General features: G+C 71.7%; 24 protein-coding genes. 5 read left to right on the top strand and 19 right to left on the bottom strand.

Going from position 1 to position 23354, the window contains the following annotated elements:
- Position 1: 1 nt before the first annotated feature.
- From LRS74_RS12975 to LRS74_RS12965, 3 genes are all read right to left on the bottom strand, one after another.
- Positions 2-769 carry an enoyl-CoA hydratase/isomerase family protein gene (locus LRS74_RS12975; RefSeq protein ID WP_277741160.1) on the bottom strand — a complete coding sequence of 256 codons (768 nt, stop codon included), beginning with the start codon at positions 767-769 and terminating at the stop codon, positions 2-4.
- A gap of 80 nt (positions 770-849) precedes the next feature.
- The gene (locus LRS74_RS12970; RefSeq protein WP_277741159.1) at positions 850-1314 is read right to left on the bottom strand and encodes an OB-fold domain-containing protein; all 465 of its coding nucleotides are present in this window, start codon (positions 1312-1314) and stop codon (positions 850-852) included.
- Between the two features lie 6 nt (positions 1315-1320).
- A complete protein-coding gene (locus LRS74_RS12965; RefSeq protein ID WP_277741158.1) occupies positions 1321-2472 on the bottom strand; it encodes a lipid-transfer protein in 1152 nt (383 codons plus the stop codon).
- Positions 2473-2744: 272 nt separating this feature from the next.
- On the opposite strand from LRS74_RS12965, the gene LRS74_RS12960 reads away from it, so the two are divergent.
- Positions 2745-4427 (top strand): FadD3 family acyl-CoA ligase, encoded by a 1683-nt coding sequence (locus LRS74_RS12960; RefSeq protein WP_277741157.1) that lies wholly within the window; start codon positions 2745-2747, stop codon positions 4425-4427.
- Between the two features lie 161 nt (positions 4428-4588).
- Here the strand turns inward: LRS74_RS12960 and LRS74_RS12955 are convergent, their stop codons facing one another.
- The 4 genes from LRS74_RS12955 to LRS74_RS12940 form a co-directional block, all read right to left on the bottom strand.
- Complete coding sequence (locus LRS74_RS12955) at positions 4589-4795, bottom strand: hypothetical protein (RefSeq protein WP_277741156.1); 207 nt, start codon at positions 4793-4795, stop codon at positions 4589-4591.
- A gap of 379 nt (positions 4796-5174) precedes the next feature.
- Positions 5175-5525, bottom strand: a complete 351-nt coding sequence (locus LRS74_RS12950) for a hypothetical protein (protein ID WP_277741155.1) — start codon at positions 5523-5525, stop codon at positions 5175-5177.
- Between the two features lie 240 nt (positions 5526-5765).
- Positions 5766-8699, bottom strand: a complete 2934-nt coding sequence (locus tag LRS74_RS12945; RefSeq protein ID WP_277741154.1) for a BTAD domain-containing putative transcriptional regulator — start codon at positions 8697-8699, stop codon at positions 5766-5768.
- A 111-nt stretch (positions 8700-8810) separates the two neighbouring features.
- Positions 8811-11456: a BTAD domain-containing putative transcriptional regulator gene (locus tag LRS74_RS12940; protein ID WP_277741153.1), complete on the bottom strand. Its 2646-nt coding sequence runs from the start codon at positions 11454-11456 to the stop codon at positions 8811-8813.
- A 328-nt stretch (positions 11457-11784) separates the two neighbouring features.
- Here LRS74_RS12940 and LRS74_RS12935 point away from each other — a divergent pair, with 328 nt between their 5' ends.
- Complete coding sequence (locus LRS74_RS12935; protein ID WP_277741152.1) at positions 11785-13029, top strand: amidohydrolase family protein; 1245 nt, start codon at positions 11785-11787, stop codon at positions 13027-13029.
- Between the two features lie 51 nt (positions 13030-13080).
- Here LRS74_RS12935 and LRS74_RS12930 read toward each other — a convergent pair whose 3' ends face one another.
- The 9 genes from LRS74_RS12930 to LRS74_RS12890 form a co-directional block, all read right to left on the bottom strand.
- Positions 13081-13935, bottom strand: a complete 855-nt coding sequence (locus LRS74_RS12930) for an SDR family NAD(P)-dependent oxidoreductase (protein WP_277741151.1) — start codon at positions 13933-13935, stop codon at positions 13081-13083.
- Between the two features lie 41 nt (positions 13936-13976).
- Complete coding sequence (locus LRS74_RS12925; RefSeq protein WP_277741150.1) at positions 13977-14210, bottom strand: hypothetical protein; 234 nt, start codon at positions 14208-14210, stop codon at positions 13977-13979.
- 49 nt (positions 14211-14259) lie between these two features.
- Positions 14260-14667: a hypothetical protein gene (locus tag LRS74_RS12920; RefSeq protein ID WP_277741149.1), complete on the bottom strand. Its 408-nt coding sequence runs from the start codon at positions 14665-14667 to the stop codon at positions 14260-14262.
- Positions 14668-14744: 77 nt separating this feature from the next.
- Positions 14745-14867 (bottom strand): hypothetical protein, encoded by a 123-nt coding sequence (locus LRS74_RS12915; RefSeq protein ID WP_277741148.1) that lies wholly within the window; start codon positions 14865-14867, stop codon positions 14745-14747.
- 111 nt (positions 14868-14978) lie between these two features.
- The gene (locus tag LRS74_RS12910; protein ID WP_277741147.1) at positions 14979-15812 is read right to left on the bottom strand and encodes a helix-turn-helix transcriptional regulator; all 834 of its coding nucleotides are present in this window, start codon (positions 15810-15812) and stop codon (positions 14979-14981) included.
- On the bottom strand, positions 15809-16321 hold the full coding sequence (locus LRS74_RS12905; protein WP_277741146.1) for a DUF6879 family protein: 513 nt from the start codon (positions 16319-16321) through the stop codon (positions 15809-15811). The genes LRS74_RS12910 and LRS74_RS12905 overlap by 4 nt, the downstream gene beginning before the upstream one ends.
- Positions 16305-16517 carry a hypothetical protein gene (locus LRS74_RS12900; protein ID WP_277741145.1) on the bottom strand — a complete coding sequence of 71 codons (213 nt, stop codon included), beginning with the start codon at positions 16515-16517 and terminating at the stop codon, positions 16305-16307. Before LRS74_RS12900 ends, LRS74_RS12905 begins: the two co-directional genes overlap by 17 nt.
- A gap of 100 nt (positions 16518-16617) precedes the next feature.
- A complete protein-coding gene (locus LRS74_RS12895) occupies positions 16618-16857 on the bottom strand; it encodes a DUF397 domain-containing protein (protein ID WP_277741144.1) in 240 nt (79 codons plus the stop codon).
- Between the two features lie 2 nt (positions 16858-16859).
- Complete coding sequence (locus tag LRS74_RS12890; RefSeq protein ID WP_277741143.1) at positions 16860-17726, bottom strand: helix-turn-helix transcriptional regulator; 867 nt, start codon at positions 17724-17726, stop codon at positions 16860-16862.
- 233 nt (positions 17727-17959) lie between these two features.
- Here LRS74_RS12890 and LRS74_RS12885 point away from each other — a divergent pair, with 233 nt between their 5' ends.
- Positions 17960-18670, top strand: a complete 711-nt coding sequence (locus LRS74_RS12885; protein ID WP_277741142.1) for a hypothetical protein — start codon at positions 17960-17962, stop codon at positions 18668-18670.
- A 9-nt stretch (positions 18671-18679) separates the two neighbouring features.
- On the opposite strand, the gene LRS74_RS12880 is transcribed toward LRS74_RS12885, so the two are convergent.
- Positions 18680-19888: an SMI1/KNR4 family protein gene (locus LRS74_RS12880; RefSeq protein WP_277741141.1), complete on the bottom strand. Its 1209-nt coding sequence runs from the start codon at positions 19886-19888 to the stop codon at positions 18680-18682.
- Between the two features lie 161 nt (positions 19889-20049).
- On the opposite strand from LRS74_RS12880, the gene LRS74_RS12875 reads away from it, so the two are divergent.
- Positions 20050-21012, top strand: a complete 963-nt coding sequence (locus LRS74_RS12875) for a TIGR03619 family F420-dependent LLM class oxidoreductase (RefSeq protein ID WP_277741140.1) — start codon at positions 20050-20052, stop codon at positions 21010-21012.
- Between the two features lie 47 nt (positions 21013-21059).
- Positions 21060-21845, top strand: coding sequence for a glucose 1-dehydrogenase (locus LRS74_RS12870; RefSeq protein ID WP_277741139.1), 786 nt, complete (start codon positions 21060-21062; stop codon positions 21843-21845).
- 236 nt (positions 21846-22081) lie between these two features.
- Here LRS74_RS12870 and LRS74_RS12865 read toward each other — a convergent pair whose 3' ends face one another.
- Positions 22082-22492 carry a VOC family protein gene (locus tag LRS74_RS12865; protein WP_277741138.1) on the bottom strand — a complete coding sequence of 137 codons (411 nt, stop codon included), beginning with the start codon at positions 22490-22492 and terminating at the stop codon, positions 22082-22084.
- A gap of 48 nt (positions 22493-22540) precedes the next feature.
- The gene (locus LRS74_RS12860) at positions 22541-23344 is read right to left on the bottom strand and encodes a helix-turn-helix transcriptional regulator (RefSeq protein WP_277741137.1); all 804 of its coding nucleotides are present in this window, start codon (positions 23342-23344) and stop codon (positions 22541-22543) included.
- Positions 23345-23354 lie beyond the last annotated feature (10 nt).

The following is a 23354-nucleotide window of genomic DNA, read 5'->3' as shown; positions in this document are numbered from 1 at the left end:
CTCAGCGCACCCTGACGTCCTTCGCGCGGTCGCGGCCCGCGAACAGCTCGGCCTGCCGCTCCGGCGGCAGGTTGCCGAGCGCGATCAGTTGCGGCGCGTGGGCCAGGGCCTGGGCCCGCGCGGCCTCTCCCGCGGCCCACACCGCCCGTACGGTCCCCTGCACCGCCTCCGTCGGATACGTCGCGATGACGGAGGCGGCACGCAGCGCCGCCGGCAACGCCTCACCGCGCGGGGTGACCTCGCTGACCAGCCCGATCTCATGGGCCCTGCGCGCCGAGATCCGCTCCGCCGTGCCCATCAGCGCCATCCGCGCCACCTCGCCGCGCGGCATGCGCTGCGCCATGAACACCGATTCGTAGGCGCTGACCATGCCGTAGGAGGTGTGCGGGTCGAAGAAGGTCGCGTCCGCGCCGGCCACGATGAACTCGGCCTCGCCCAACAGGTAGAAGGCCCCGCCGCAGGCCATGCCCTCGACCGCGGCGACCACCGGTTTCCACAGGTCGTTCGCCTTCGGGCCGATGTCCAGCAGCGGGTCGTCGAGCGCGTACGGCGACGAGGGCTGCGGAATCCGTACCGACCGGTCGACGCCGGTGCAGAAGGCCCGTCCGCCGGCGCCCGCGAGCACCACGGCCCGCACCGCGTCGTCCCCGCGGACCTCGCGCCACACCGCGCGGAGCCGCGCCGCCGTCTCCAGGTCGATGGCGTTGTGCCGCTCGGGCCGGTCCAGGGTCACGACGACGACGCCGCTCTCCAGACGCTCGCTGCGCACGCCCCGGCCGCCCGGAAGCCCCCGCCCCCGCGCCGTGCCCTCCGCGCGCACTCCGCCCTCCGTCGGCCCCGGCCCCGCGTTCACAGCCGCTCCAGCAGCCAGCGCGGCACGGTCACGCCGTCCGCCAACTCGTGGAAGACGACCTTGACCGGTGCGCCGATGCGCAGCCGCGCGGGGTCCAGGCCGCCCAGCGGGGCGTCGGCCGCGGGGACGAGGTTGCCCACGAGTCGGATGCGCGGAGCGTCCACGAGCTCCACCAGGACCACGTTGTACGGCGCTTGGGCGGCGTAGGCGGGGAGCAGCGGGGGATGGGGCAGCACATACGACCAGATTCGGCCACGGCCGCTCATCCGCTGCCAGGTGGCGGCGAAGGACTGGCAGTGCGGGCAGCAGGGCCGGGGTGGGAACCGCGGCTCGCCGCAGTCCGCGCACGCCGGTACGCGCAGCTCGCCGCGCGCGGCGTAGGCCCAGAACGGCGCTCCGTCGGCATCGGGGACCGGCAGCAGCAGACCGTTGTCAGTGGTCGCCCTCACACTGGGGTTCATGAGCGGTCAACTCCTCAGCAGCAGCGCGGAGGTGGGGACACCTTCGCCGGCCGTGACCAGGCAGGTGGCGGCGCCCGGCACCTGCGCGGTGCTGGTGCCGCGCAGCTGCTTGACGCCTTCGGTGATGAGGTTGAAGCCGTGGACGTACGCCTCGCTCAGCCCGCCGCCGCCGGTGTTGATCGGGAGTCGGCCGCCGATCTCCAGGGCTCCGCCCTCGGTGAAGGCGGCGCCCTCGCCGCGCCCGCAGAAGCCGTAGCCCTCCAGGGACAGCGGGATCAGCGGGGTGAACGCGTCGTAGATCTGCGCCACGTCGACGTCCTGGGGGCCCAGGTCGGCGGACTTCCACAGCTTGCGGGCGGCGGTCCACGCGGGGCCGGCGAGCGGGTCGTCGGTCCAGTAGTTGACCATGCCGTGGTGCTGCGCGGGCAGGCCCTGCGCGGTGGCGTGCACATACACCGGCCGGTGCCGGCAGTCGCGCGCCCGCCGTGCGGAGACGACGACGCAGGCCAGAGCGCCGTCCGTCTCCAGGCAGTTGTCGAAGAGGCACAGCGGCTCGCTGATCCAGCGCGCGTTCATGTACATCTCGCGGGTCAGCGGGCGCTCGAACATGATCGCGGCGGGGTTCTGGTTGGCCCGGTTGCGGCAGGCCAGCGCGACGTGGAAGAGGTGTTCCCGGGTGGCGCCGTACTCGTGCATATAGCGCCGGGCGAGCAGCGCGATCTCGTCGGCCGGGCGCAGCAGTCCATAGGGCCGGGTCCACTGCGCCGGCACCGGCAGCTGCGTGCGGGTGTCCGTCCAGGGGCGTGGCCCGCTGCCGCGCTTGCGTGAGCGCCAGGCCACGCCCACGTCCGCCTGTCCGGTGGCGATCGCGGCGGCGAGGTGGCCGACGGTGGCGCAGGAGCCCCCGCCGCCGTAGCCCACCTTGCTGAAGAAGGTCACATCGCCGGCCCCGATGGCCTTGGCCACCTCCACCTCGTCGGTCTCCTCCATCGTGTACGAGGCGAAGGCGTCCACCTCGGACGGGTGGATCCCGGCGTCGTCGAGGGCGGCCAGGACGGCGCGGCAGGCGAGGGTCTTCTCGGGCTCCGGAAGGTGCCGGGCGAAGGCGGTCTCGCCGATGCCGGCGATCGCCGTCGCGTCCTTGAGGGTTGCCGCCATCGTCCACCTCCGTGGCCGGCCGCGGCGCCCGGGCCGGCGGCCTCGGTCCTGACAGCGGTCAACGCTAGCGCTAATCTGACGGACAGTCAGCAACGGTGGGCGCGGCAATGTCCCGCGCGGTAACCGTGGTTCCGGCGACGGCGACGGCGGCGACGGCGGGAGCTGGGGCGGCGGGGACGTCGGTGGCGACGGCGACGACGATGGCGAGGGCTGTCGGCGCGGCCGCGGAACCCCCGACAGCCGGGCCACGAGGCACACGGGGAGGCGGAGCGATGCGCGCAGCGGCCGGCTCGGAGAAGGGGGCGGGCGCCGGGGGAAGCCCCGACACGATCCCCGCGCTGCTGCGGGCCGCCGCCCGGCGACACGGACCGGCGGACGCGGTGGTCGAGGGCCGCACCCGGATCTCCTACGCCGAGCTGGGGCGACGCGTCGAGCGGGCGGCCGCGGGCTGTCTGGCGGCGGGGGTGCGGCCGGGCGACCGGGTGGCGGTCTGGGCGCCCAACACCGCCGACTGGATCGTCTGCGCCCTGGGCGCGGTGACGGCCGGCGGCGTGCTGGTCCCCGTCAACACGCGTTTCAAGGGCGTCGAGGCGGCCTACGCGCTGCACCGCACCCGCGTCACGGTCCTCTTCGTCACCGGAAGCTTCCTCGGCACGTCCTATGTGGCCGCTCTGCGTCGCGCGGCGGCCAGCGGCCCGGGGCGCGGCGGCCCGCTGCCGGGCCTGCCGCATCTGCGCCACGCCGTCGTCCTGCCCGGATCGGGCGGCCCCGGTGCCGCCGCCACCTCCGACACCGGCGTCGACGCGGACGTCCCCCAGGGCTTCCGCGGCTGGCGGGAGTTCCTGGCGGCGGGGGAGTCGATCCCGTCGTCCGCCGTATGGGCCGGAGCGGAGGCGATACGCCCCCACGACCCCTCGGACATCACCTTCACCTCGGGTACCACCGGACATCCGAAGGGGGTCGTCGTCAGCCACGCACAGACCCTGCGGGTGTACGACACCTGGAGCGAGCTGGCGGGGCTGCGCACGGGCGACCGCTATCTGATCGTCAACCCGTTCTTCCACAGCTTCGGCTACAAGGCCGGTGTCATCGCCTGTCTGACGCGCGGGGCGGTGATGGTGCCCCAGTCGGTCTTCTCCGTGGACGCGGCGCTCGCCGCCATCGCGGCCGAGCGCATCAGCGTGCTGCCGGGGCCGCCGACCCTCCTCCAGTCGCTGCTCGACCACCCGGGCCGCGCCGCCCACGACCTGTCGACGCTGCGCCTGGTCGTCACCGGTGCCTCCGTCGTGCCGCTGGAGCTGGTCGAACGGCTCCGCACGGAGCTGCGCGTCCCCACGGTGCTGACCGCGTACGGCCTGACGGAGGCGTCCGGCACCGTCACCATGTGCCGCCGAGGCGACCCGGACCCCACCGTGGCCCGGACGTCCGGGCGGGCGATCCCCGGCACCGAGGTCATGGTGGTCTCCGCCGACGGAAACCCCCTGCCGCCGGGCGCGCCCGGCGAGGTCCTGGTCCGCGGTTACCACGTGATGTCCGGCTACTTCGAGGACGAGGCCGCCACCGCGCGGGCCGTCACTCCGGACGGCTGGCTGCGTACCGGCGACGTCGGCGTCCTCGACGAGGCGGGCAATCTGCGGATCACCGACCGGATCAAGGACATGTTCGTCGTCGGGGGCTTCAACGCCTATCCCGCGGAGATCGAGCGGCTCCTCGGCCGCCATCCGGACCTCATGGACGTGGCCGTCGTCGGTGTTCCCGACCCGCGTCTCGGCGAGGTCGGCAAGGCGTACGCGGTCCGCCGCCCCGGCTCGCGGCTGACCGCCGACGACCTGATCGCCTGGGCCCGCCGGGAGATGGCCAACTACAAGGTCCCCCGCCGGGTCTCGTTCGTGGCCGAGCTGCCGCGCAACGCGAACGGCAAGGTGCTCAAGGCCGAGCTGCGGGCGCGCGGCTGAGCGCGCGTTCCCCGCCCCCTCCCGGAGGTCGCCGTCGGCCCTGCTCTGGCCGTTTTCCTCACCCTGACATCCATGCGAGGGGCAAGGCTGCGAAGACTTAGCGAATATGTAAGGGGTCGAGTCCACGGGACTCGACCCCTTGAGGGGGGAGCGGTCTCCGCTCAGTCGGCGTGGTTGTCATGGGGACGATCGATGACGGGGCCGGACGCGTGGTTGTCCGGAGGCGTGAGCGCCCTGGTGGCAGGGGAGTTCGACGCGGTGGAACCCTGTGCCGGGGTGCGGGAGCCGGCTGTCGCCGAGACCACCGCGCCCACTGTTGCGGCTATGGCGATGGCAAGCACAACGGCGGCCTTCCTGGTGCGAGTCATTCCAACTCCTTTGCAAAAGCCACGATTTCGCCTTCCATCATGGGAGTCACGTGGCGCATGGGAATAAAGGTCTGGCCAAGCGGCGGAAACCGGCAGGTTTCTTGGCCTGATCGGAACGATCCCTCGTGACGGGGAGCGGTCCGTGCGGGGCCCCTAGAAGTGCAGGGATCGACGTCGATGGCTCCCCCCTCTTGCCATCGTCGTCGATCCCTGCGCACCCCCGATGGTTCCCCCGTATCCCCCGTTTTCCCCCGTCCCCCGTTGGTTCCCCCGTGTCCCCCGTTTTCCCCCGTCCCCCGTTGGTTCCCCCGTGTCCCCCGTGTTCCCCCGTATCCCCCGTGTTCCCCCGTGGCTCATGGGTGGACGGGCGGCGGCAGGGCTACGGCTTCTCCGAACCCGCGTGGTTGTCCTCCGGGCTGGCCTCACCGATGCCGACGCTGCCGGCGTGGTTGTCCTTGGTGCCGATCTTCTCCTTGTCGACGCCGGTGTCACCCGGCTGCCTCTCCTCCGGAGTGATCAGGTCGGCTCCCACGCTGCCGGCGTGGTTGTCCATGGGCAGGATCCCGCCGGCGGGTGAGCCGGCGTGGTTGTCCTTGCGCGCGGCGTCCCTCTGGAGTCCGCCGCCCCCCGCCTTGACCACCGGCGCCGTGATCAAGTCCGTACCGACGCTCCCCGCGTGGTTGTCCATGGGGCGGTACTCGTCGGTCTCGGGCTTCTTGGTGTCACTCATGTCCGTCAACTCCATGTCTAGCAGTGCAAGGGGGTCGGCGAGGCCCGCCCGGCAACTCCCCCGTGGGTCGCCGGACGGACGCTCAGGGCCGCTGCACCGGTCAGATGGATCCCCGAGCGGTGAGCCCTCACGTCGACCCATCTGCCCCCCGACGCGACGGATCGATAGCTAAAGAGTGGCGTGCGGCGATAAACGATCGATGAACGCGTGATAGGAGACGCCAATCGACCCGGCGCGGTTCTAGGCGACCGCTACGGGGGCCAGCAGCCTCCGCACTTCCTCACGCTCGGCGGGCGACCCCAGGCGCTCGTAGATGGCCAGCGCCTCGCTCCAGCAGGCTCGGGCGCGGTCGGTCTGCCCCATGGCGTCCAGCGCCCGTCCCAGGACGGTCAGGAACTGCCCCTGCCGCCACTCGCCGCCCAGCCCGCGCAGCACCAGGGCCTGCTCGGCGTGTTCGGCGGCTCGGGCCGGTCGGTCCGACGCCAGCTGCGCCTCGGCCAGCCGGTAGTGCGCCATGCCCTCCCAGAGCCGCTGGCGGTTCTCATGGAACATGGCCAGCGCCTCGGTGAGGTGCGCGAGGGCCTCGTCGAGCCGGCCCGCTCGGGTGAGGGCGAGCCCATAGGCGTACATCCCGTTGGCCAGCCGCAGCGAGACACCGAGCCCGCGATAGATGGACAGCGCCCGCTCGGCGAGCTCCACCCCGGTCGGTACCTGGCCCATGTCCAGGTACACACGGGCCAGATTGCTCAGGGCGCTCGCCTCACCCGGCTTGTTGTCGTCGGCTCGGAAGGCCGCCAGCGCCTGGGCGAGATACGCCTCGGCGTCCGCGAACCGGCCCTCGTAGAAGGCGACGATGCCGCGCTCGATCGGCGCGTTTCCCTGCGAGACCGGATCCTCGGCGACCACCGCGAGGAGCATGGCGTGCTGCGCCTCCACGTCCGCCTGGTCGAAGCGCCCGGTCACGCCGTGGACGTAGGCCAGGACCGTACGGGCGCGCGCCTCTGACAGCGCGTCGTGCACGTCTCCTGCGGCGTCCCGGATCGCCGTGGCCACATGCTCGTAGCGGCGCGCGCTGGCACCCCACTCGCCCAGGTCCCGGGCGGCCAGCAGCAGGTCCACCGCCCGCCGCAGCATGCCGTTCGCGGCGGACTGGTAGGCGCACGCCAAGAGGGTTTCGGCCTCGGCGAACAGCCAGTCCAGCGCGGCGTCCTTGTCGGGGAAGCCCAGGCCCGCGAGCTCGGTGGGCGCGAGGTGGTGGATGAGCCGGTCGCCCGGGCGCTCCACGGCGTAGACCTGGGCCGCGGTGGCGAGGTAGAAATCCAGCAGCCGGGACATGGCCGCGTCCCGCTCGGCGGGCGGCTGTTCGTCCCGCTCGGCACAGGCCCGCGCGAAGAGTCGCACCAGGTCGTGGAAGCGGTAGCGGCCGGGAGCCGCCGACTCCAGGAGGCTGGTGTCCACCAGGGACTCGATCAGGTCCTCCGCGTCGTGGATGTCCATGTCCAGCACGGCGGCGGCCGCGGCGAGGGAGATGTCCGGTCCGTCTGCGAGACCGAGCAGGCGGAAGGCGCGGGCCTGGCGCGGTTCCAGCTGGCCGTAGCCGAGCTCGAAGGTGGCCTTGACGGCCAGGTCCCCGGCGCGCAGCTCGTCCAGCCGACGGCGCTCGTCGGCGAGCTTGCGGGCGAGTACGGACACGGTCCAGGTGCGGCGGGCCGCCAGCCGGGAGGCGGCGATGCGGATCGCCAGCGGAAGGAACCCGCAGGCGGCCACGAGGTCCATGGCGGCCTGGCGCTCCGCGCGGACCCGCTCCTCGCCGACGATGCGGGTGAACAGGACGAGTGCCTCGTCGGGGCTCATCACGTCCAGGTCGATGAGGTGGGCGCCCTCCAGGTCGACCATCCGGCTCCTGCTGGTGATCAGGGCGGCGCAGCCCTCCGTGCCAGGCAGCAGCGGGCGGACCTGGGCGGCGTCGCGGGCGTTGTCGAGCAGTGCCAGCACCCGGCGACCGTCGAGCGTGGAGCGGTACAGCGCGGCCCGCTCCTCGACGCCGTTGGGGATGGCCACGTCCGGAGTGCCCAGAGCCCGCAGGAAGGCGCCGAGTACCGCTTCCGGCTCGGCGGGGGTCGGGCCCGCGCCCTGGAGGTCCACATACAGCTGGCCGTCGGGGAAGTGGGGGCGCGCGGCATGCGCGACATGGACGGCCAGCGTCGTCTTGCCGACACCGCCGATGCCCGCCAGCGCTGACACGGCCATGACACTGCCGTCGGCGGTGGCGAGCTCCTCGCTGAGCTCGGCGACGAAGGAGGTCCGTCCGGTGAAGTCGGCCACCGTGGCCGGAAGCTGCGCGGGCTTCACGAACACCGGGCCCAGGCTCTCGCCGGAGGCCAGGGCTGTCGTGGTGGGGGCGGCCAGATCGGCGTCGGCCTGCAGGATGCGCTGGTGCAGCTCCGAGAGCTCCGGGCAGGGGTCGACGCCCAGCTCGTCGGCGAGCAGCCGGCGGGTGTCGGCGTAGACGGCGAGCGCCTCGGCCTGTCGACCGCTGCGGTAGAGCGCCAGCATCAGCAGCTCGCGCAGCCGCTCCCGCAGCGGGTAGGCGGCGGTGAGCGCCGTCAGCTCGGAGACCGCCTCGGCGTGGTGGCCGACCTCCAGATCGAGGTCCAGGCGGGTCTCGATGAGGGAGCGGTGCCACTCCTCGAGCCGGGCGCGTTGGGTGTCCGCGTACGGTCCGGGGAGTCCGGCGAGCGGCTCGCCGTCCCAGAGCGCCAGCGCTTCGTTGATCAACTCGCGGGACCGCGCCCGGTCGCCGGAGTGCCGTGCCTTGTCGGCCTCGGCCGCCAACTGCTCGGCGATCTCGGTGTCGAGGGCGCTGGTGCCCGCACGGATCGCATAGCCGCCGGCCTCGCTCGTCAGCACCTCCGACTCCGGCCCGAACGCCTTCCGGAGCCGGGACGCGTAGGTGCGCAGCGCCGCGATGGCGGCCTGCGGGGGCTCCTCGCCCCACAGCGCGTCGACCAACTCCGGCGCGGTGGCGGTGCGTCCGCGGCGCAGCAGCAGGGCGGCGAGCAGGGCGCGCTGCTGCGGCGAGCCCAGGTTGAGGGCTTCGCCGTCCCGCCAGGCCCGGACCGGTCCGAGCACGGCGAAGCGGAACTGCTGCCCGTGCTCCCTGTCGCCGGTCATGGTCTCCCCCTGCCTGTGCCTGCTAGTCGCACCGGTCAGTTTGCCTTGTCGTCGCCCCGTGCGTCAGTAGGGGCTTGATGTCCGGGCCCGGCCCGGAAGAGTTGTCCGAAGTCACGTAGCTGGCGAGCCGTCAGATTTGGGCCTGGATATCAGGTCTGTTCCATTTATCAGGTTCAGGGAGGGCGAGGCGTGGCCGTCCTCGCCCTCGCTCGGCATGGCGCCGTGGCCGCCGCCGTGTGGCCCTCCGGACAGCAGCCCGCGCACCTCTTCTCGTTCGCTCGACCCCAGATTCTCGTAGATGGTCAACGCTTCGTACCAGCATGCGCGGGCTCGATCCGTTTGTCCCATCGCGTGCAGGGCCCGCCCGAGAAGCGTGAGGAAGGTCCCGCGTCGCCAGACGCCGCCGATTCCCTGGAGGGCCAGGGCCCGTTCGGCGTGCTCGGCGGACAGGGCCGGGCATTCCGCCGCCAGATGTGTTTCGGCCAACCGGAAGTGGGTCACGCCCTCCCAACGCTGCTGTCGGCTGTCGTGGAAGATCTGCAACGCATCGGTGAACTGCCGCACCGCCTCGTCGTATCGGCCCGCCTGAGTGAGCGCGATGCCGAGCGCGTACATCCCGTTGGCGAGCCGGAAGGAGACGCCGAGCCTGCGATAGATCGCCAGCGACTGCTCCGCCAGCTCCAGGCCGTCACAGGTATGGCCCAGGTTGAGCCGCACCCGAGCCAGGTTGGACAGGGCGCTGGCCTCGCCGGCCTCGTCGCCGATGGCGCGGAAGGAGTGCAGCGCCCGCTGGAACGACTCCTCCGCGTCATGCTGACGGTTCATGTTGAGCGCCGTGATGCCGAGTTGGTTGGCGGCCCGGCAGGCGACGGTCGGGTCGCCGACGCCGAGGCCGGCCTCCAGGGCACGCCGCAACTCCGCGTCGGCCTCCTCGAACCGCTCGACGAAGTGGTAGACGATTCCCCGTGTCAGCCGCGCGCGCCCCTCGGCCCACAGGTCGCCGTCGGCGCGCGCCGCCTCGCTGATCACCTCGGTCGCGCTCTCGTACGGCCGGAGCTTGGCCCCCGACTCGGCGAGGTTGAGGGCGATCAGCAACAGATCGGCGGCCCGGCGCAGCATGCCCTCGCCGAGGCTCTGCCGCGCGCACGCGATCAGGCCGTCGCCCTCGGCGAAGAGCCAGTCCACCGCCTCGGCCGGGGTGGCGAAGGTCAGCCCCGCCCGCGCGGTGGCCTGGAGGTGGTCGACGGTGCGGTCGCCGGGGCGCTCGATCGCGTACACCCGCGCGGTGGTGGCGAGGTAGAAGTCCAGCAGCCGGGAGAGCGCCGCGTCCCGCGCGGCCGGGGGCCGCTCGTCGCGCTCGGCGCAGGCGCGCGCGTACAGCCGCACCAGGTCGTGGAAGCGGTAGCGGCCGGGAACGGGCGACTCCAGCAGCGAGATGTCCACCAGGGACTCCAGCAGCGGCTCCGTCTCCTCGACGGGGAGGTCGAGCACGGCCGCCGCGGCGGCGAGCGAGATGTCGGGTCCGTCGGCGAGGCCGAGCAGGCGGAAGGCGCGGGCCTGGTGGGGTTCGAGCTGGCCGTAGCCGAGTTCGAAGCTGGCCTTGACCGCGAGGTCTCCGGCGCGCAGCTCGTCCAGGCGACGCCGCTCGTCGGCGAGCTTGCGGGCCAGCACGGAGACCGTCCAGGTGCGGCGGGTGGCCAGCCGGGAGGCGGCGATGCGGATCGCCAGCGGCAGGAACCCGCAGGCCGCCACCACCCGCGTGGAGTGTTCGTACTCGATGACCGCCCGCTCCTCGCCGACGATCTGGGTGAAGAGCGCGAACGCCTCGTCGGGGCACATCACGTCCAGGTCGACGAGGTGGGCGCCCTCCAGATCGGCCATCCGGGCCCGGCTGGTCACCAGCGCGGCGCAGCCCTTCGCGGCGGGCAGCAGCGGCCGTATCTGGGCGGCGTCCCGGGCGTTGTCGAGCAGCGCCAGCACCCGACGGCCGTCGAGCGTGGAGCGGTAGAGCGCGGCGCGCTCCTCGGGGCTGTCCGGGATGGCCGCGTCCGGGGTGCCCAGCGCGCGCAGGAAGCCGCCGAGGACCGCGTCGGTGTCGGCGGGGGAGCCGCCCGCGCCCCTGAGGTCGACGTAGAGCTGCCCGTCGGGGAAGTGGTGCCGCGCGGCGTGCGCGACGTGCACGGCCAGGGTGGTCTTGCCGATCCCGCCGGTGCCGGCGACGGCCACCACGGCCGTCGCGCGGTCCCGCGCCCCGGCGAGCTGCTCGCACAGCTCGTCCACGAACGCCTCCCGCCCGGTGAAGTCGACCACCGTGGCCGGCAGTTGCGCCGGAGTGACCGGCGCCGCCCCGGCCAGCCCCGGCGCCACCGCGGCACCGCGCACCGCCAGCCCCGCGTCCCCCTGGAGGATGCGCCGTTGGAGCTCGGTGAGCCGCGCGGAGGGTGTGACGCCGAGCTCCTCGGCCAGCAGCCGGCGGGTGTCGGCGTAGACGGCCAGCGCCTCGGCCTGCCGCCCACTGCGGTAGAGGGCCAGCATCAGCTGCTCGCGCAGCCCCTCCCGGAGCGGGTGTGCCGCGGTGAGCGCGGTCAGCTCCGAGACCGACTCCGTGTGGCGCCCGCGCTCCAGCGCCAGGCCAAGCCGCGTCTCGACGATGGCGAGGTGGTCCCGACCGTCCCAGGGTCCGACCTCACCCCGGAGCATCGCGTGCGCGCGATGCCCGTGCTCCTGACCGTCTCTGTGCCCCTCGTCCTGGGCCATGGTGTTACTCCCCCGCGCGTACGTGCCTCGCTGCACTCGTCAGTCTGCCGTGTTCCCGTCCCGGCGTCAGGGGGGTTGGCCGGCCCTGCTCCCGGGGTGACAACGACACCCCGGGACGGGCCATGGGTGCACCCCACGGCGCGGCGGGCCGCGCGGGCTCGCGAGCGGAGATCGGCGGGGGAGGCGGTCCGCGCCGGCGGCCGCCGCCGGGGCGCGCGACACCCGAACCGGGACGCGAACCCGCTCGCGCGACACGCGAAGTCGAGTGCGACCACCGAACCCTGTCCAGGTTCCTGACGTACCGTCAGATCGGCGCTACCGTGCCCCCATGGAGAGCTTCCCGAAGATCATTTCGGTGGACGACCACACGGTGGAGCCCCCGCACGTCTGGCGGGACCGGCTCCCCGCGAAGTACCGGGACGTCGCACCGCGCGTCGTGCGGGCGCCCCTGAAGGAACTCACCTTCGTCGGAGGGCGCTTCACCCCGCGGATGGGGGAGCCCGGCGACGACGGACCACCGGCGGACTGGTGGGTCTACGAGGACCTGCGGCGCCCGCTGACCCGGCTCGACACGGCGGTCGGATACGACCGGGACCAGGTCAGGCTGGAGGCGATCACCTACGAGCAGATGCGCCCCGGCTCGTACTCCGTCCCCGAGCGGCTGGCGGACATGGACCTCAACCACGTCCAGTCCGCGCTCTGCTTCCCGACCTTCCCCCGCTTCTGCGGCCAGACCTTCACCGAGGCCAAGGACCGCGAACTGGGGCTGCTGGCCCTGCGGGCCTACAACGACTGGATGGTCGAGGAGTGGTGCGGGCCGCGGGCGCGCGGGCGGCTGATCCCGCTCACCCTGATCCCGCTGTGGGACGCCGCGCTGGCCGCCGACGAGGTGCGCCGCAACGCCGCGCGGGGCGTGCGCGCCGTCTGCTTCTCGGAGATACCGCCCCACCTGGGACTGCCCTCGGTGCACACGGACGCCTGGGACCCGTTCTTCGCGGCCTGCGCCGAGACCGGGACGGTCATCGCCATGCACATCGGCTCCTCCTCCCGCATGCCCTCCACCTCCGCGGACGCGCCCCCGGCGGTCGGCTCCACGATCACCTTCGCCAACTGCTGCTTCTCCCTCGTCGACTGGCTGATGTCCGGGGCCTTCGATCGCTTCCCCAGCCTGCGGATCATGTACGCCGAGGGGCAGATCGGCTGGATCCCCTACATCCTGGAGCGCGCCGACGTGGTCTGGCGGGAGAACCGCGGCTGGGGCGGCGTCGCCGACAAGGTGCTCCGTCCGCCGTCCGAGCTCTTCGCCGAGCACGTCTACGGCTGCTTCTTCGACGACGCCTTCGGCCTGCGCAACCTGGACGCGATCGGCGTCGGCAACGTCCTCTACGAGACCGACTACCCGCACTCCGACTCCACCTGGCCGAGGTCCCGGGAGGTCGGCGAGGCCCAGATGGGCCACCTGGCGCCGGACGTCGTGGAACGGATCGTCCGGGGCAACGCCATCGAGCTGCTCGGCCTGACGGAGGACGGACTCTGGGCCGGAGCGGCCGGAGCCGGGGCGGCCGGGGCCTGAGCGGCCGGGGGCTGAGCCCCGGGTCCATCGGCGGGCGCGTGGTCGGACACCTCAGGCGAGGTACCGCGCGGTGAGCCGTTCGGTCAGTTCGGAAAGGCGCGCCCGCGCGGAGGCGTCATACGCCTGCTCGTCGGCGCGCCCCACGTCGAACCGGTCGAAGTAGCGGCCGGTGACGCCGGCCAGCTCCGGGTCGGCGACCAGCCGCAGCGTGGGCCCCACACCGTCCTCCAGGGTGGCCTCCGGCGGGTAGCCGATCTCCCGGACCATCCGCGTGTCCATGAGCGTCGCCGGGTGCAGCGCGTTGACCGTCACCCCCGTGTCCGCCAGCTCCGCCGCCAGCTCGAAGGTGTCCATGATCAGCGCCAGCTTGCTCTGGCAGTACGCCCGCATCCCCTCGTAGCCGCGCTCCAGCATGACGTCATGGAAGTCGATCGGCGCCTGCCCCAGGGAGGCCACGTTGACCACCCGCGCGGGCGCGGACACGGACAGCAGCGGCAGCAGTGCGCGGGTCAGCACGTGCGGCGCCAGATGGTTCACGGCGAACCGCAGCTCGTGCCCCTGCCGGCTCACCTCCCGCCGCGAGGTGTCGCTGCCGCCGCCCACGGCCGCGTTGTTGACCAGCACGTGCAGCCGCGGTTCCGCCGCCTGGACGAAGTCGGCCAGGCCCCGCACCTGCTCCAGGTCCGCCAGATCGGCCAGGTACGTCCGCACCGCGACCCCCGGATGGCGCTCCCGCAGCTCCTCGGCGACCTCCTCCATGCGGACGTGCCGCCGCCCGTGCAGCAGCAAGCTCGCCCCCGCCCCGGCCAGCGCCTGGGCCAGGGCCCTGCCCATGCCCTGGGTGGCCCCGGTGACGAGGACGGTCGTGCCGTGGAGGTCGGGCGGGGTGTAGCCGTCAACGTTCATGGTCTGGTTTATACCGTTTACGACCCCTCTGAGGGTGCGGCTCACTCCAGGAGCGAGCCCGTCAGGGCGAGTCGGGCGGCTATGACGGCCTGCTCGACGTTCACGGCGCCCGGCGCGATCAGGGGCGGTAACGCCCCACCCTCCGGGCCCGGGTCCGCCACCGGTTCGGGGCCGGCGCCTCCGGGAGCGGCTGCGGCCTCCGCCGGAAGGAGGCCGTGCAGAGCGGCGGCGGCGGCCGCCTGGGCGGTGAGTACGAGAAGCTGCCTACGTCGCACGGGGTCTCCTCCGGGGGTCGGGTGGGCGATGGCGCGGTACGTGGCTCGTCTATCGCCGAGGGCAGGCGATGTCGGGCCGCACCCGGTGCGGACTGCATGCGATCAGGCATACGGACAGGAACCTCTGCCCCGTGAGGTACCAGCCGCCCGCAACGTCCTCCCCGTTGCTCATCGCCTCCACGGCGCGGCTGATTCTCTCAGCGAGCCGGCTCTGGTCGCGGTGGTGTTCTGAGGCGAACGACGGCGCGTGCATACGCACACGCGCCGTGAACCATTCGGCCGCCTCCGTCGGTTCGGTCCATGTCCCTTGGATCAGGGTGGCGGGCTTGAGGAGCCAGTGGGCCAGCTCCAGTGGGACGATCTTGTTCGCGCTGAACTCGGGGTGAACGGGCCGCCGAGGGCCGTCCTTGAGCAGGTCGAGGCCCGACCCGAGCCAGGTGTAGCCGTGGTGGTGCATGTCCCGCCTTCGTCGATGCGGGGCAGCCCCGCCGCGGGGCGAGGCTGCCGGGCGCTGTCCTGTCTCTGCCGAGCGGGTCACTGACGGCCGCAGCCGTCGCCCTCGCCGCAGCCGCCTTGCTGGCCGCCCTCGGTGGGCCCGTCGTCCTCCGGGTCCTGCCGGAGGACGGCCGCGGTGTCCTCGGTGGTGAATCGCCGCATCGCCGCATCCCTTCTGCGCTGTCGCCACGGGGGAATTCCCCGCGTTGTGGTGCACAGAATGGCGATAACCGTCGCGGCATTCCCAGGGGCATTCCTCTTCTCGCCTAAAGATCAACGGCGGAATTCGGCGGCCCACTTGGTGAGGAGTTCCCTGGCCTCGTCTCCGAATAGGGCTTGGCGCTCGTAGGTGGCGAACTCTTCGAGGTAGGCAGAGACGTCCCGCGCGTCACGGAACACCAACGCACCGTTGGACGCCTCCACGGTCGCTATGCGGTCGTCGTAGACCGTGAAGGTGTTGAGGGGGCAGCCGGGCATGTAGCCCGCCAGGGGAAGTACGCCGAGTCTGACATTGAGTAGATGGGAGAGTGATGTCAGGCGATCGATCTGCACGGCCATGGCCGGTGCCGGAAGGACGGGCCACCGTGCCGCCTGCTCCGTCAGGAGAAAGGTGAAACTCTTCGTCTCGTCGTAGAGGACGGCTTGTCGGGCCATCTTCTTCGCAATCGCCTTGCTGTGATCCCCCGGGATGTGGTCCAGGCTGGCTTTCGCGTATTCGGGGGTGGAGAGCAATCCGGTAATCATGGAAAGCAGGAAGAAGCGGAACTCGGTGGACGTCCTTTCCAGGTCGGCCAGCTCCGCCTGCTTCTTCTCCAGCCCCTTACGCCGGAGCGCCCTGGCGTCTTGCCATGCGGTGTTGGCGATCCTGGCGAGCGCGGTCACCTCGGTGATGAGCTGAGGTGGAGCCTCGAGGGCCCGCAAGATCCGCTCGACGTCCACGAGGGTGGGAGTGGTCTTGCCGGTCTCAATCTTGGAGATCTTGGACTGGGACATGGCGCAACGCCGGGCGAGCCGGTCTCCGCTCAGACCGGCTCGCTTGCGAAGGTCCCGCAGTGTCTCGGCCAGGTCCGCCTTCGACTGGCCCAACCGCTCCGGTTCGAACGTCAACCCTTCACGTACTCCTCGAAGGGCACGGATTCGGTCAAGGCGATGCGCTGGTACTCGATGAACGGGCGCGGGTCGCCGTCATACAGCCGGCGGTTTCTCTGCGTGCCGTCCGAGTCGTAGTTCATAAGCACCACGGTCCGCCGGTCGAACATCCAGAAGTCCTGCACGTCGGCCAGCGGGTTGCCCCGGTCCGTGACATCGAGGATGCGGATGTCTTCCCCGACTCGAACCTGAGGCGCGTAGTAGCGCGCGAACTCGAAGCGCAGGTAATCGGACAGCGGGCGGCGGAGGACGTGCACGCGCCCTACAGTCCCGCCGTTCCGCCGGTGGCGCCGAACGAGTTTCGTCCAGTCATCGGATTCCGGCACCACCAGCGGCTCTCCGGCCAGGAAGCGCGCGAACTCATCTGCTTCCTGCGGCACCCGGTAGACCGGCAGCGTCTCCAGTCGCCACGCCTCGCTCCGGAAGTCCCGGAACATGGCCTGCCAGCGGTCACCAGCCAAGAGCACGGGCGGCCTCCCGAAGAACCCGCTCGGGAATCTTCACCAGAGCTTCTCCGGACGGCGGCGCGAAGCCGCGATAGGTCAGGCCCTGGACGACGAGCATGCCGTCCGCCTCGTCCCGGTAGATATTGGGGCAGTCGTTCTGCCCGCACTCGCCCGAACCACTACCTGTGAGGCGGGTGAGCTTTGCGTGACCGCTCATGGTGGCTCCTCCTGGCCGGGAGCCTCCCGGCCCTGCCGAGAACGGTAGGGAGCCGCGCGTCCGGGCGTCCACGTCGGCGCGTGAATATTCCCGTACTCGACTAATGATCACCGGGGCCGCTGGAGCCGAGACCGCCGGCGCGGAGGCCGTCGACGAAGGCCGCCCAGGCGGGAGTGGGGACGACGAGGATGGGGCCGGTCTTGTTTTTGGAGTCGCGGATAGCGATGTCGGTGGGGCGGGGGGATATCTCTACGCAGGTCCCCCCTTGTGGACCGCTGTAGGAGGACTTGAACCAGACGCCCTTGGGGGCCACGGTGATGGCCTTTGTTTGCCCATTCATGACTAGTCCAACTCTCGTGCTAGTTCCTTCAGGAAGCCAGTGGTCTCCGCAGGCGCCAGGGCTCCCTCTCGCAAAGCGTCGAAGCGGCGGTTGTACTGCCATACCTCGCGCTGTTTATCGGTGACGCTGATGGTGTTTGGGAGATCCATCTGGACAACGGACCCCAGGTGGCCGCCGAAGTCGAGGATGGTGAAGTTGCCTTCAGCCCTGTAGGTGACGAGGGATAATGGAAGAATCTGGACCGTGACGTGATCGAGTTGGTTCAGCTCGGCGATCGTCTCGTATTGCTCCCGCATCACGTCTGGCCCGCCGATGACTCGGCGAAGAACGGATTCGTCCAGGACGACCTTGAGTTCCACAGGGTCGTCGTCGCGTGTGATGAGCTGCTTGCGCTCCATGCGAATCTTCGTGTTGTACTCAACGAAGTCCGTGGTTCTCTCCTCCACGGGCTTTGCCGTCGTGAACATGGAGCGCGCGTAACGTTCAGTCTGAAGCAGTCCGATGACGTACTGGCAGTGCCATGCGCGCATCGCTCGGGCATCCATCTCCAAGCCGACCCACATGTGCATGCCTGAAGGCATGACTGCGCGATACGGAGTCCACCAATCACTGCTGAGTGACTCGCGGTGAAGGGTCAGGAGCGATTCCCGGTCGTCGATGTCGGTCACGCCGTACCGGTCGAGCAGATCCTCCATGTCTTTCACACGGGGGAGGGCGTTGTGGCCGGTCTCCACTCGACTCAGCTTGGTCTCTGAGAAGCCGAGCCCCTCAGCCGCCTCCTGGATGGTGAGACGGGACTTCTCTCGCAGGCGTCGCAGTTCCTTGCCCAGTTCTCGGCGTCGAAATGTTGCCCCTCGTCGTGCTGCCACCTGTCTGCCCTCCGCGATCCCCAGTCTGGCGTCGACGCGCTCCTGTGCCGAGTGAGGGTGACGTCTGATCCCCTTCGGCGATCCAGTGTTAGCCCCGTGGCACATGCCAATTCTAGAGGTTGCCGCAGATCGCTTGCACCTTAAGTCGACCTTGGGGAACGGTAGTTGGCGAGCTCATTTGCTCGTGTCGATGGTGCATTGATCTGCAGTTTTCTAAAATGAGGGGCAGTCAGATGAAGCGCAGCAGCGCCTCCGTCGCCGCCGATCCGAAAAACGTTCGAGAGCTACGCCGAACGGGTGTGGCCTGTCTGGAGCGTTGGGGTCTCCGGCGCCGCCTGGACCTCCATGGGGTGGAGCTGCTGATCAGCGAAATAGTGACCAGCACGCTGGACCACCCTCGCGGCGAGACGGTGACCCTCACGCTCACGTACGCGGAGAGCGACCGCGAGCTGCGGATCGAGGTCGGGGACCGTACGCCGGGGCAGGCGCGGGTCCGTGGGGTGTTCACCATGGCGGCCGTGGCGCGGGCGTGGGGTACCAGCCATGGCGGGGCGCGGACCTGGTGCACGGTGCCGGTGGTGCGGGACAGCTACGACTGGGCGCACATCGAGCGCGCGCTGCGCACGTACGACCGGGATCGCATCCTGGAGGCCATCGCGCACGCGGAAAGCGCGAAGAGCGCGGAGGGCGCGGAGGCGGACCCGCGCACCTGGCGCTCCGTGTTGCGCGTGCTGCGCGGGTCGACGCGGACGCTCCTTTCGTACGCCGAGGCGTACTACGCCGGGCTCGCGCCCGACGACCCCGGTCGGGAGACGCTGCGGTTGTTCCTCGACCGGGTGCGGAGTCTGCGCGACGCGCCGGAAGCCGACTGGCGGGAGTGCCTGGCCGTGCTTCCGACGCTGCTGCGGTACGCCGACTGCGTCTGCGTGAAGGTGGGCTGGTGAGCCTCCGGCTCAGGAGCCCCGGCGCGTCGAGAGGATCTCCCGGCCGCGCTCCTCGGTGATCATCGCGGCCAGGGCGGGGTGCGCCCGGAGCGCGACCGGCGCGACGTGGTCCTCGCTGATCGGGCGCCAGAGCGCGATGGCCGCCCGGAGCTCGGGCCACAGGGCGTCCAGGGTCTGTTCGTCGGACCCCTCGGGGCCGGCGTCCAGCCGGTCGAGGATGTCGTGCACCGCCGCGTCGAACTCCGGGTTGCCGTAGGTCAGGCGGTTCGGGTCGAACTCGTCGGGGTCGAAGGCGAGGGCTATCGCGCGTCCCTCCTCCAGGCCGCAGTTCTTGAGGAGGCTCAGGGTGGTGCTCCCCCACATCGGGGCCTGCCGCTCCTCCGCGTAGACCAGGGGGAGCAGCTCGCGGGTGAAGAGGGGCGCGTGCAGGAAGGCCGCCCGCTCCTCCTTGACGACGGCGACCCGGTCCAGGCGGACGGTGTCCGTGTCGCCGAGCATGGTGAGGATCTGGAAGCGCAGCAGGCGGGCCCGGTCGCTTCCGAACCGGGACGCCTCCTCCAGCACCGCCAGAGGCGCTTCCACCTCTCCGGCGAGCGCGGCGAGCCGGGCCCGCTCGACCTCCGCGTCCCAGTGGTCGCGGGTGGCGCCCGGCGGGCGGCGGAGGGCGTGGAAGGAGACGTACTGGTCGTGCATGAGGTCGTGGAAGGAGTCGAAGCGCTGGGGGCCGCTGCCCGACCACGAGGCGAGCCAGTAGGCGGCCCACTCGCCGCGCTCGTCGACGTCCTCGGGGTCGAGGAGCATGACGGCGGCGTCGCCTTCGAGGGACAGGCGCAGGGAGCGGGCCAGGATCGTGCCCTCCGGCTCCTCGTCCTCCTCCTCGTCATAGAACTCGGTGTCGCTGTACGCCTCGATCCAGCCGGAGTCCTCGTCGGCGTCGGCCAGCCAGGCGAGCTCGGCGGCGCCCGCGAGGCGGTAGATGAAGACCCCCGCGTCCCGCCACCCGTCGGTGGTCAGGAGGAACTCGCGGAACGAGGGCGGCAGCGCGCGGCCCAGGCGGGCCTCGGCGGCCGCGACCTTCTCGGCCGTCGCCGGGGCGAACCCGAGCCAGCGGTCCCGCGCGACCTCGGCCTCCAGCGGCTGGTCCTGCTCGGGATCGTGTGCGTCGACCCACTCCTCGCTCCAGCGCTTGAGAAACGGTCGCCACTGCTCGCGGTTCATGGGGTGCTCTGCCCTCTCCGTGTCGGTGTCAGTGGCGTCAAGGACAGCACGGTGGTCTGACATGGTTCCCCCCGGCAGGTCGTCTTCGACATCCCCTTGTCTGATGGGGAGTCAGGTATCACGATGGCGGTGGTCCGGCCGGGACGGCGCGGGGAGGCGGCATGCGGGTCCTTCCGAAGGGGCGACTGAGCTACGGCATGCAGCTGCCCGTCCAGTCGCAGAGCTCCCTGTACGCGGAGGGGTGGGAGGCCGCGGCGGGGCCGGCCGAGCTGGTGGCGGTGGCGCGGGCGGCGGACCGGCTGGGCTTCGCCTACATCGGCTGCTGCGACCACGTGGCCATCCCACGGCGGCTGGCGGCCGCGATGGGCACGGTCTGGTACGACCCGGTGGCCACCCTCGCGTATCTGGCGGCGGCCACCACCCGGGTGCGGCTGCTCAGCCATGTCGCCGTCGCGGCGCTGCGCCACCCGCTGCTGACCGCCAAGCAGTACGCGACGCTGGACCACCTCTCGGGTGGACGGCTGATCCTGGGGGTGGGCGCCGGGCACGTGGCGGAGGAGTTCGCGGCCCTCGGGGTGGACTTCCACGCCCGCGGCGCACTGCTGGACGAGACGATCGACGCGCTCAAGGCGGCGCTCGGACCGGGGGAGTTCCCGGAGTTCGCGGGGGAACGCTTCGCCTTCGACGGGCTGGGGCAGGCACCGCGGCCCGTACAGCGGCCCAGGCCGCCGGTGTGGGTCGGCGGGTCCTCCCCGGCCGCCGTGCGTCGGGCGGCCGCACGCGGCGACGGCTGGCTGCCGCAGGGTGACCCGCGCGACCTGCTGGCCGGGCGGATCGTGCGGCTGCGGGCGCTGCGCGAGCGGGCCGCCGAGCACGATCCGGACTGCGCCGAGCCCGCCGAGATCGGGGCCATCACCGAGCCCTGCTACATCGGCGAACCCACCTGGCGCGTCGGGCGACGGACGCTGTGCGGCGGCGGAGAGCGGATAGCCGACTCGCTGCGCGGGTACGCCGCGCTCGGCGTGGACCAGATCCAGGTGCGCTTCCGCAGTCGGAGCGTCCACGAACTGACCGACCAGATGGCCGCGTTCGCCGCGACGGTCGCACCACACCTCAACGACTAGCCGCCGCACTTCGCGGGCTAGCCGCACCTCGACGACGGGAGGCCGGTATGGGCAAGCTGGACGGGCGCGTGGTGATCGTCACCGGTGCGGCGCGCGGGCAGGGCGAGCAGGAGGCGCGGCTGTTCGTCGCCGAGGGCGCGCGGGTGGTGCTGGCGGACGTGCTGGACGGGCAGGGCGAGGCGCTCGCCAAGGAGCTGGGGGAGGAGTCCGCGCGCTACGTCCATCTGGACGTGGGGGAGGAGGGCGACTGGGAGGCGGCCGTGGCCTTCGCCAAGCACGCCTTCGGGAAGGTCGACGGGCTGGTCAACAACGCCGGGATCCTGCGCTTCAACGAGCTGGCCGAGACCCCGCTGGCCGAGTTCGAGGCGGTGGTGCGGGTCAACCAGACCGGCACCTTCCTGGGGATGCGGGCCGTCGTGCCCGAGCTCGCCGCGGCCGGCGGCGGAACGATCGTCAACACCGCCTCGTACGTCGCCCTCTCCGGCATGGCGCTGCTCACGGCGTACGCGGCGAGCAAGGGCGCCGTGGTGGCGATGACGCGGGTGGCCGCGATAGAGCTGGCGGGGCGGGGGATCCGGGTCAACGCGGTGTGCCCGGGGGCCGTCGACACGCCGATGACCAACCCCGCGCTGCTGGACCCGGACGCCGACCCGGCCGAGACGGCCCGCGCGGTGGACGAGCTCTACCGCAAGCTGGTGCCGCTCGCCCGGATCGGGCAGCCGAGCGAGATCGCCTCCCTCGCCCTCTTCCTCTCCTGCGCCGACTCCTCCTACATCACCGGACAGCCCTTCGTCGTCGACGGCGGCTGGCTGGCCGGGGCCTCGGTCGTCTAGGTCCTCCCGGTCCGGCGGCCGGGGTGGCGTTCAGCAGCGGCCACCCCGCCACCCGGCCACCCCGCCACCCGGTCGCCCGGTCGACCGGCCGGGGTCCGGTTCATCCACGGCCGCCCGGTCGACCGGACGGGTGGCGGACCCGGGTGACGCGCTCCAGCGGGAACCGGACGCGGACGCCCGTCGACGGCCCGTCGTCGACCCGTCGGGGTCGTCGGCGTGCGGACGCCGGATCAGCTCTACTGTCCGCTGATGTTGACCATCCACGTGATGCCGAATCTGTCCGTGCACATGCCGAACACATCGCCCCACATCTGCTTCTCCAGGGGGACGGACACGGTGCCGCCATCGGAGAGCTTGTCCCAGTAGCCGCGCAGTTCCGCCGCGTCGTCGCCGCTCAGGCTCACCGAGATGTTGTTCCCGGGGCGGTGCTCCATACCGGGCGGACTGTCGGCGCCCATCAGCGTGAAGCCGCTGGCGGTCTCCAACATGGCGTGCATGATCCTGTCGGCGTATCCGGGGGGTGCCTCCGCGCCGAAGGCGTCGTAGGTGTTGACGGCCAGGCCCCCGCCGAAGACCTCTTGGTAGAACTCCATGGCCTGCTTCGCGTCGCCGGAGAAACTGATGTACGGGTTGAGGCGAGAAGTCACGGATAACCCCAATCGTGACGAATGGTCGGTGCGGGCAGCCTACGTGCGTCAGCGGTGAAGTCGGATGACCGGAGCGTCGTGGTCACCCTCGTGTGGCCCGTGTGGCCCGTGGCGGCGGTTGTGGGTGCCGGGGGTGTAGCCGAACGCGCGGTGGAAGACGTCGATGAAGGCGCTGGCGGAGGACCAGCCGCAGCGGTGGGCGACGGTGGTCACCGGCACGTCGTCGGCGAGCAGACGCAGGGCGTGGTAGAGGCGCAGCTGGGTGCGCCACTGCGGGAACGTCATGCCCAGGTCGCGGCGGAAGAGACGACTGAGGGTCCGCTCTCCGGTGCCGGTGGCGGCGCCCAGCCCCGCCAGCGTGCGCGGATCGGCGGGGTCGCGGTGCAGCAGCTCGCAGACGGCCGCCAACCGGGGATCGGCGGGGGCGGGCAACTGGACGGGCTGCTGTGGTGAGGCGCGCAGTTGGTCGAGGAGGACCGCGCGCAGCCGCCGCCGCTCGGGAGTGTCGTCGTGGGGGTCGCGCGTGTAGGCGAGGATCAGCTCGCGCAGCAGCGGGCTGACGGTGAGGACGGTGGGGGCCTCCAGCCCGAGCGGGTTGGTGTCGGCGGGCAGGCCGAGCAGACGCAGGTCGAGGTGGCCGTAGGCGCGGTGGGCGTGGGCGCAGCCGGCGGGCACCCAGATGGCGCGGGTGCCGGGGGCGAACCAGGTGCCCGCGTCGGTGGTGACGGCCAGGACACCGGAGCCGGCGTAGATGATCTGGTGGTCGTCGTGGCGGTGCGCGTCGATGCTCTCGCCCGGGGCGAGCGTCTGGGTACGGGTGGGCGCCTCGGGGGTGTGGCGGATAACCGGCATACTTTGGCAC

Origin of the sequence: Streptomyces sp. LX-29, assembly GCF_029541745.1 — a bacterium.
Lineage (GTDB): Bacteria > Actinomycetota > Actinomycetes > Streptomycetales > Streptomycetaceae > Streptomyces.
The sequence above is the reverse complement of the archived record's forward strand: the minus strand, read 5'-3'. Positions and strand labels throughout refer to the sequence as shown.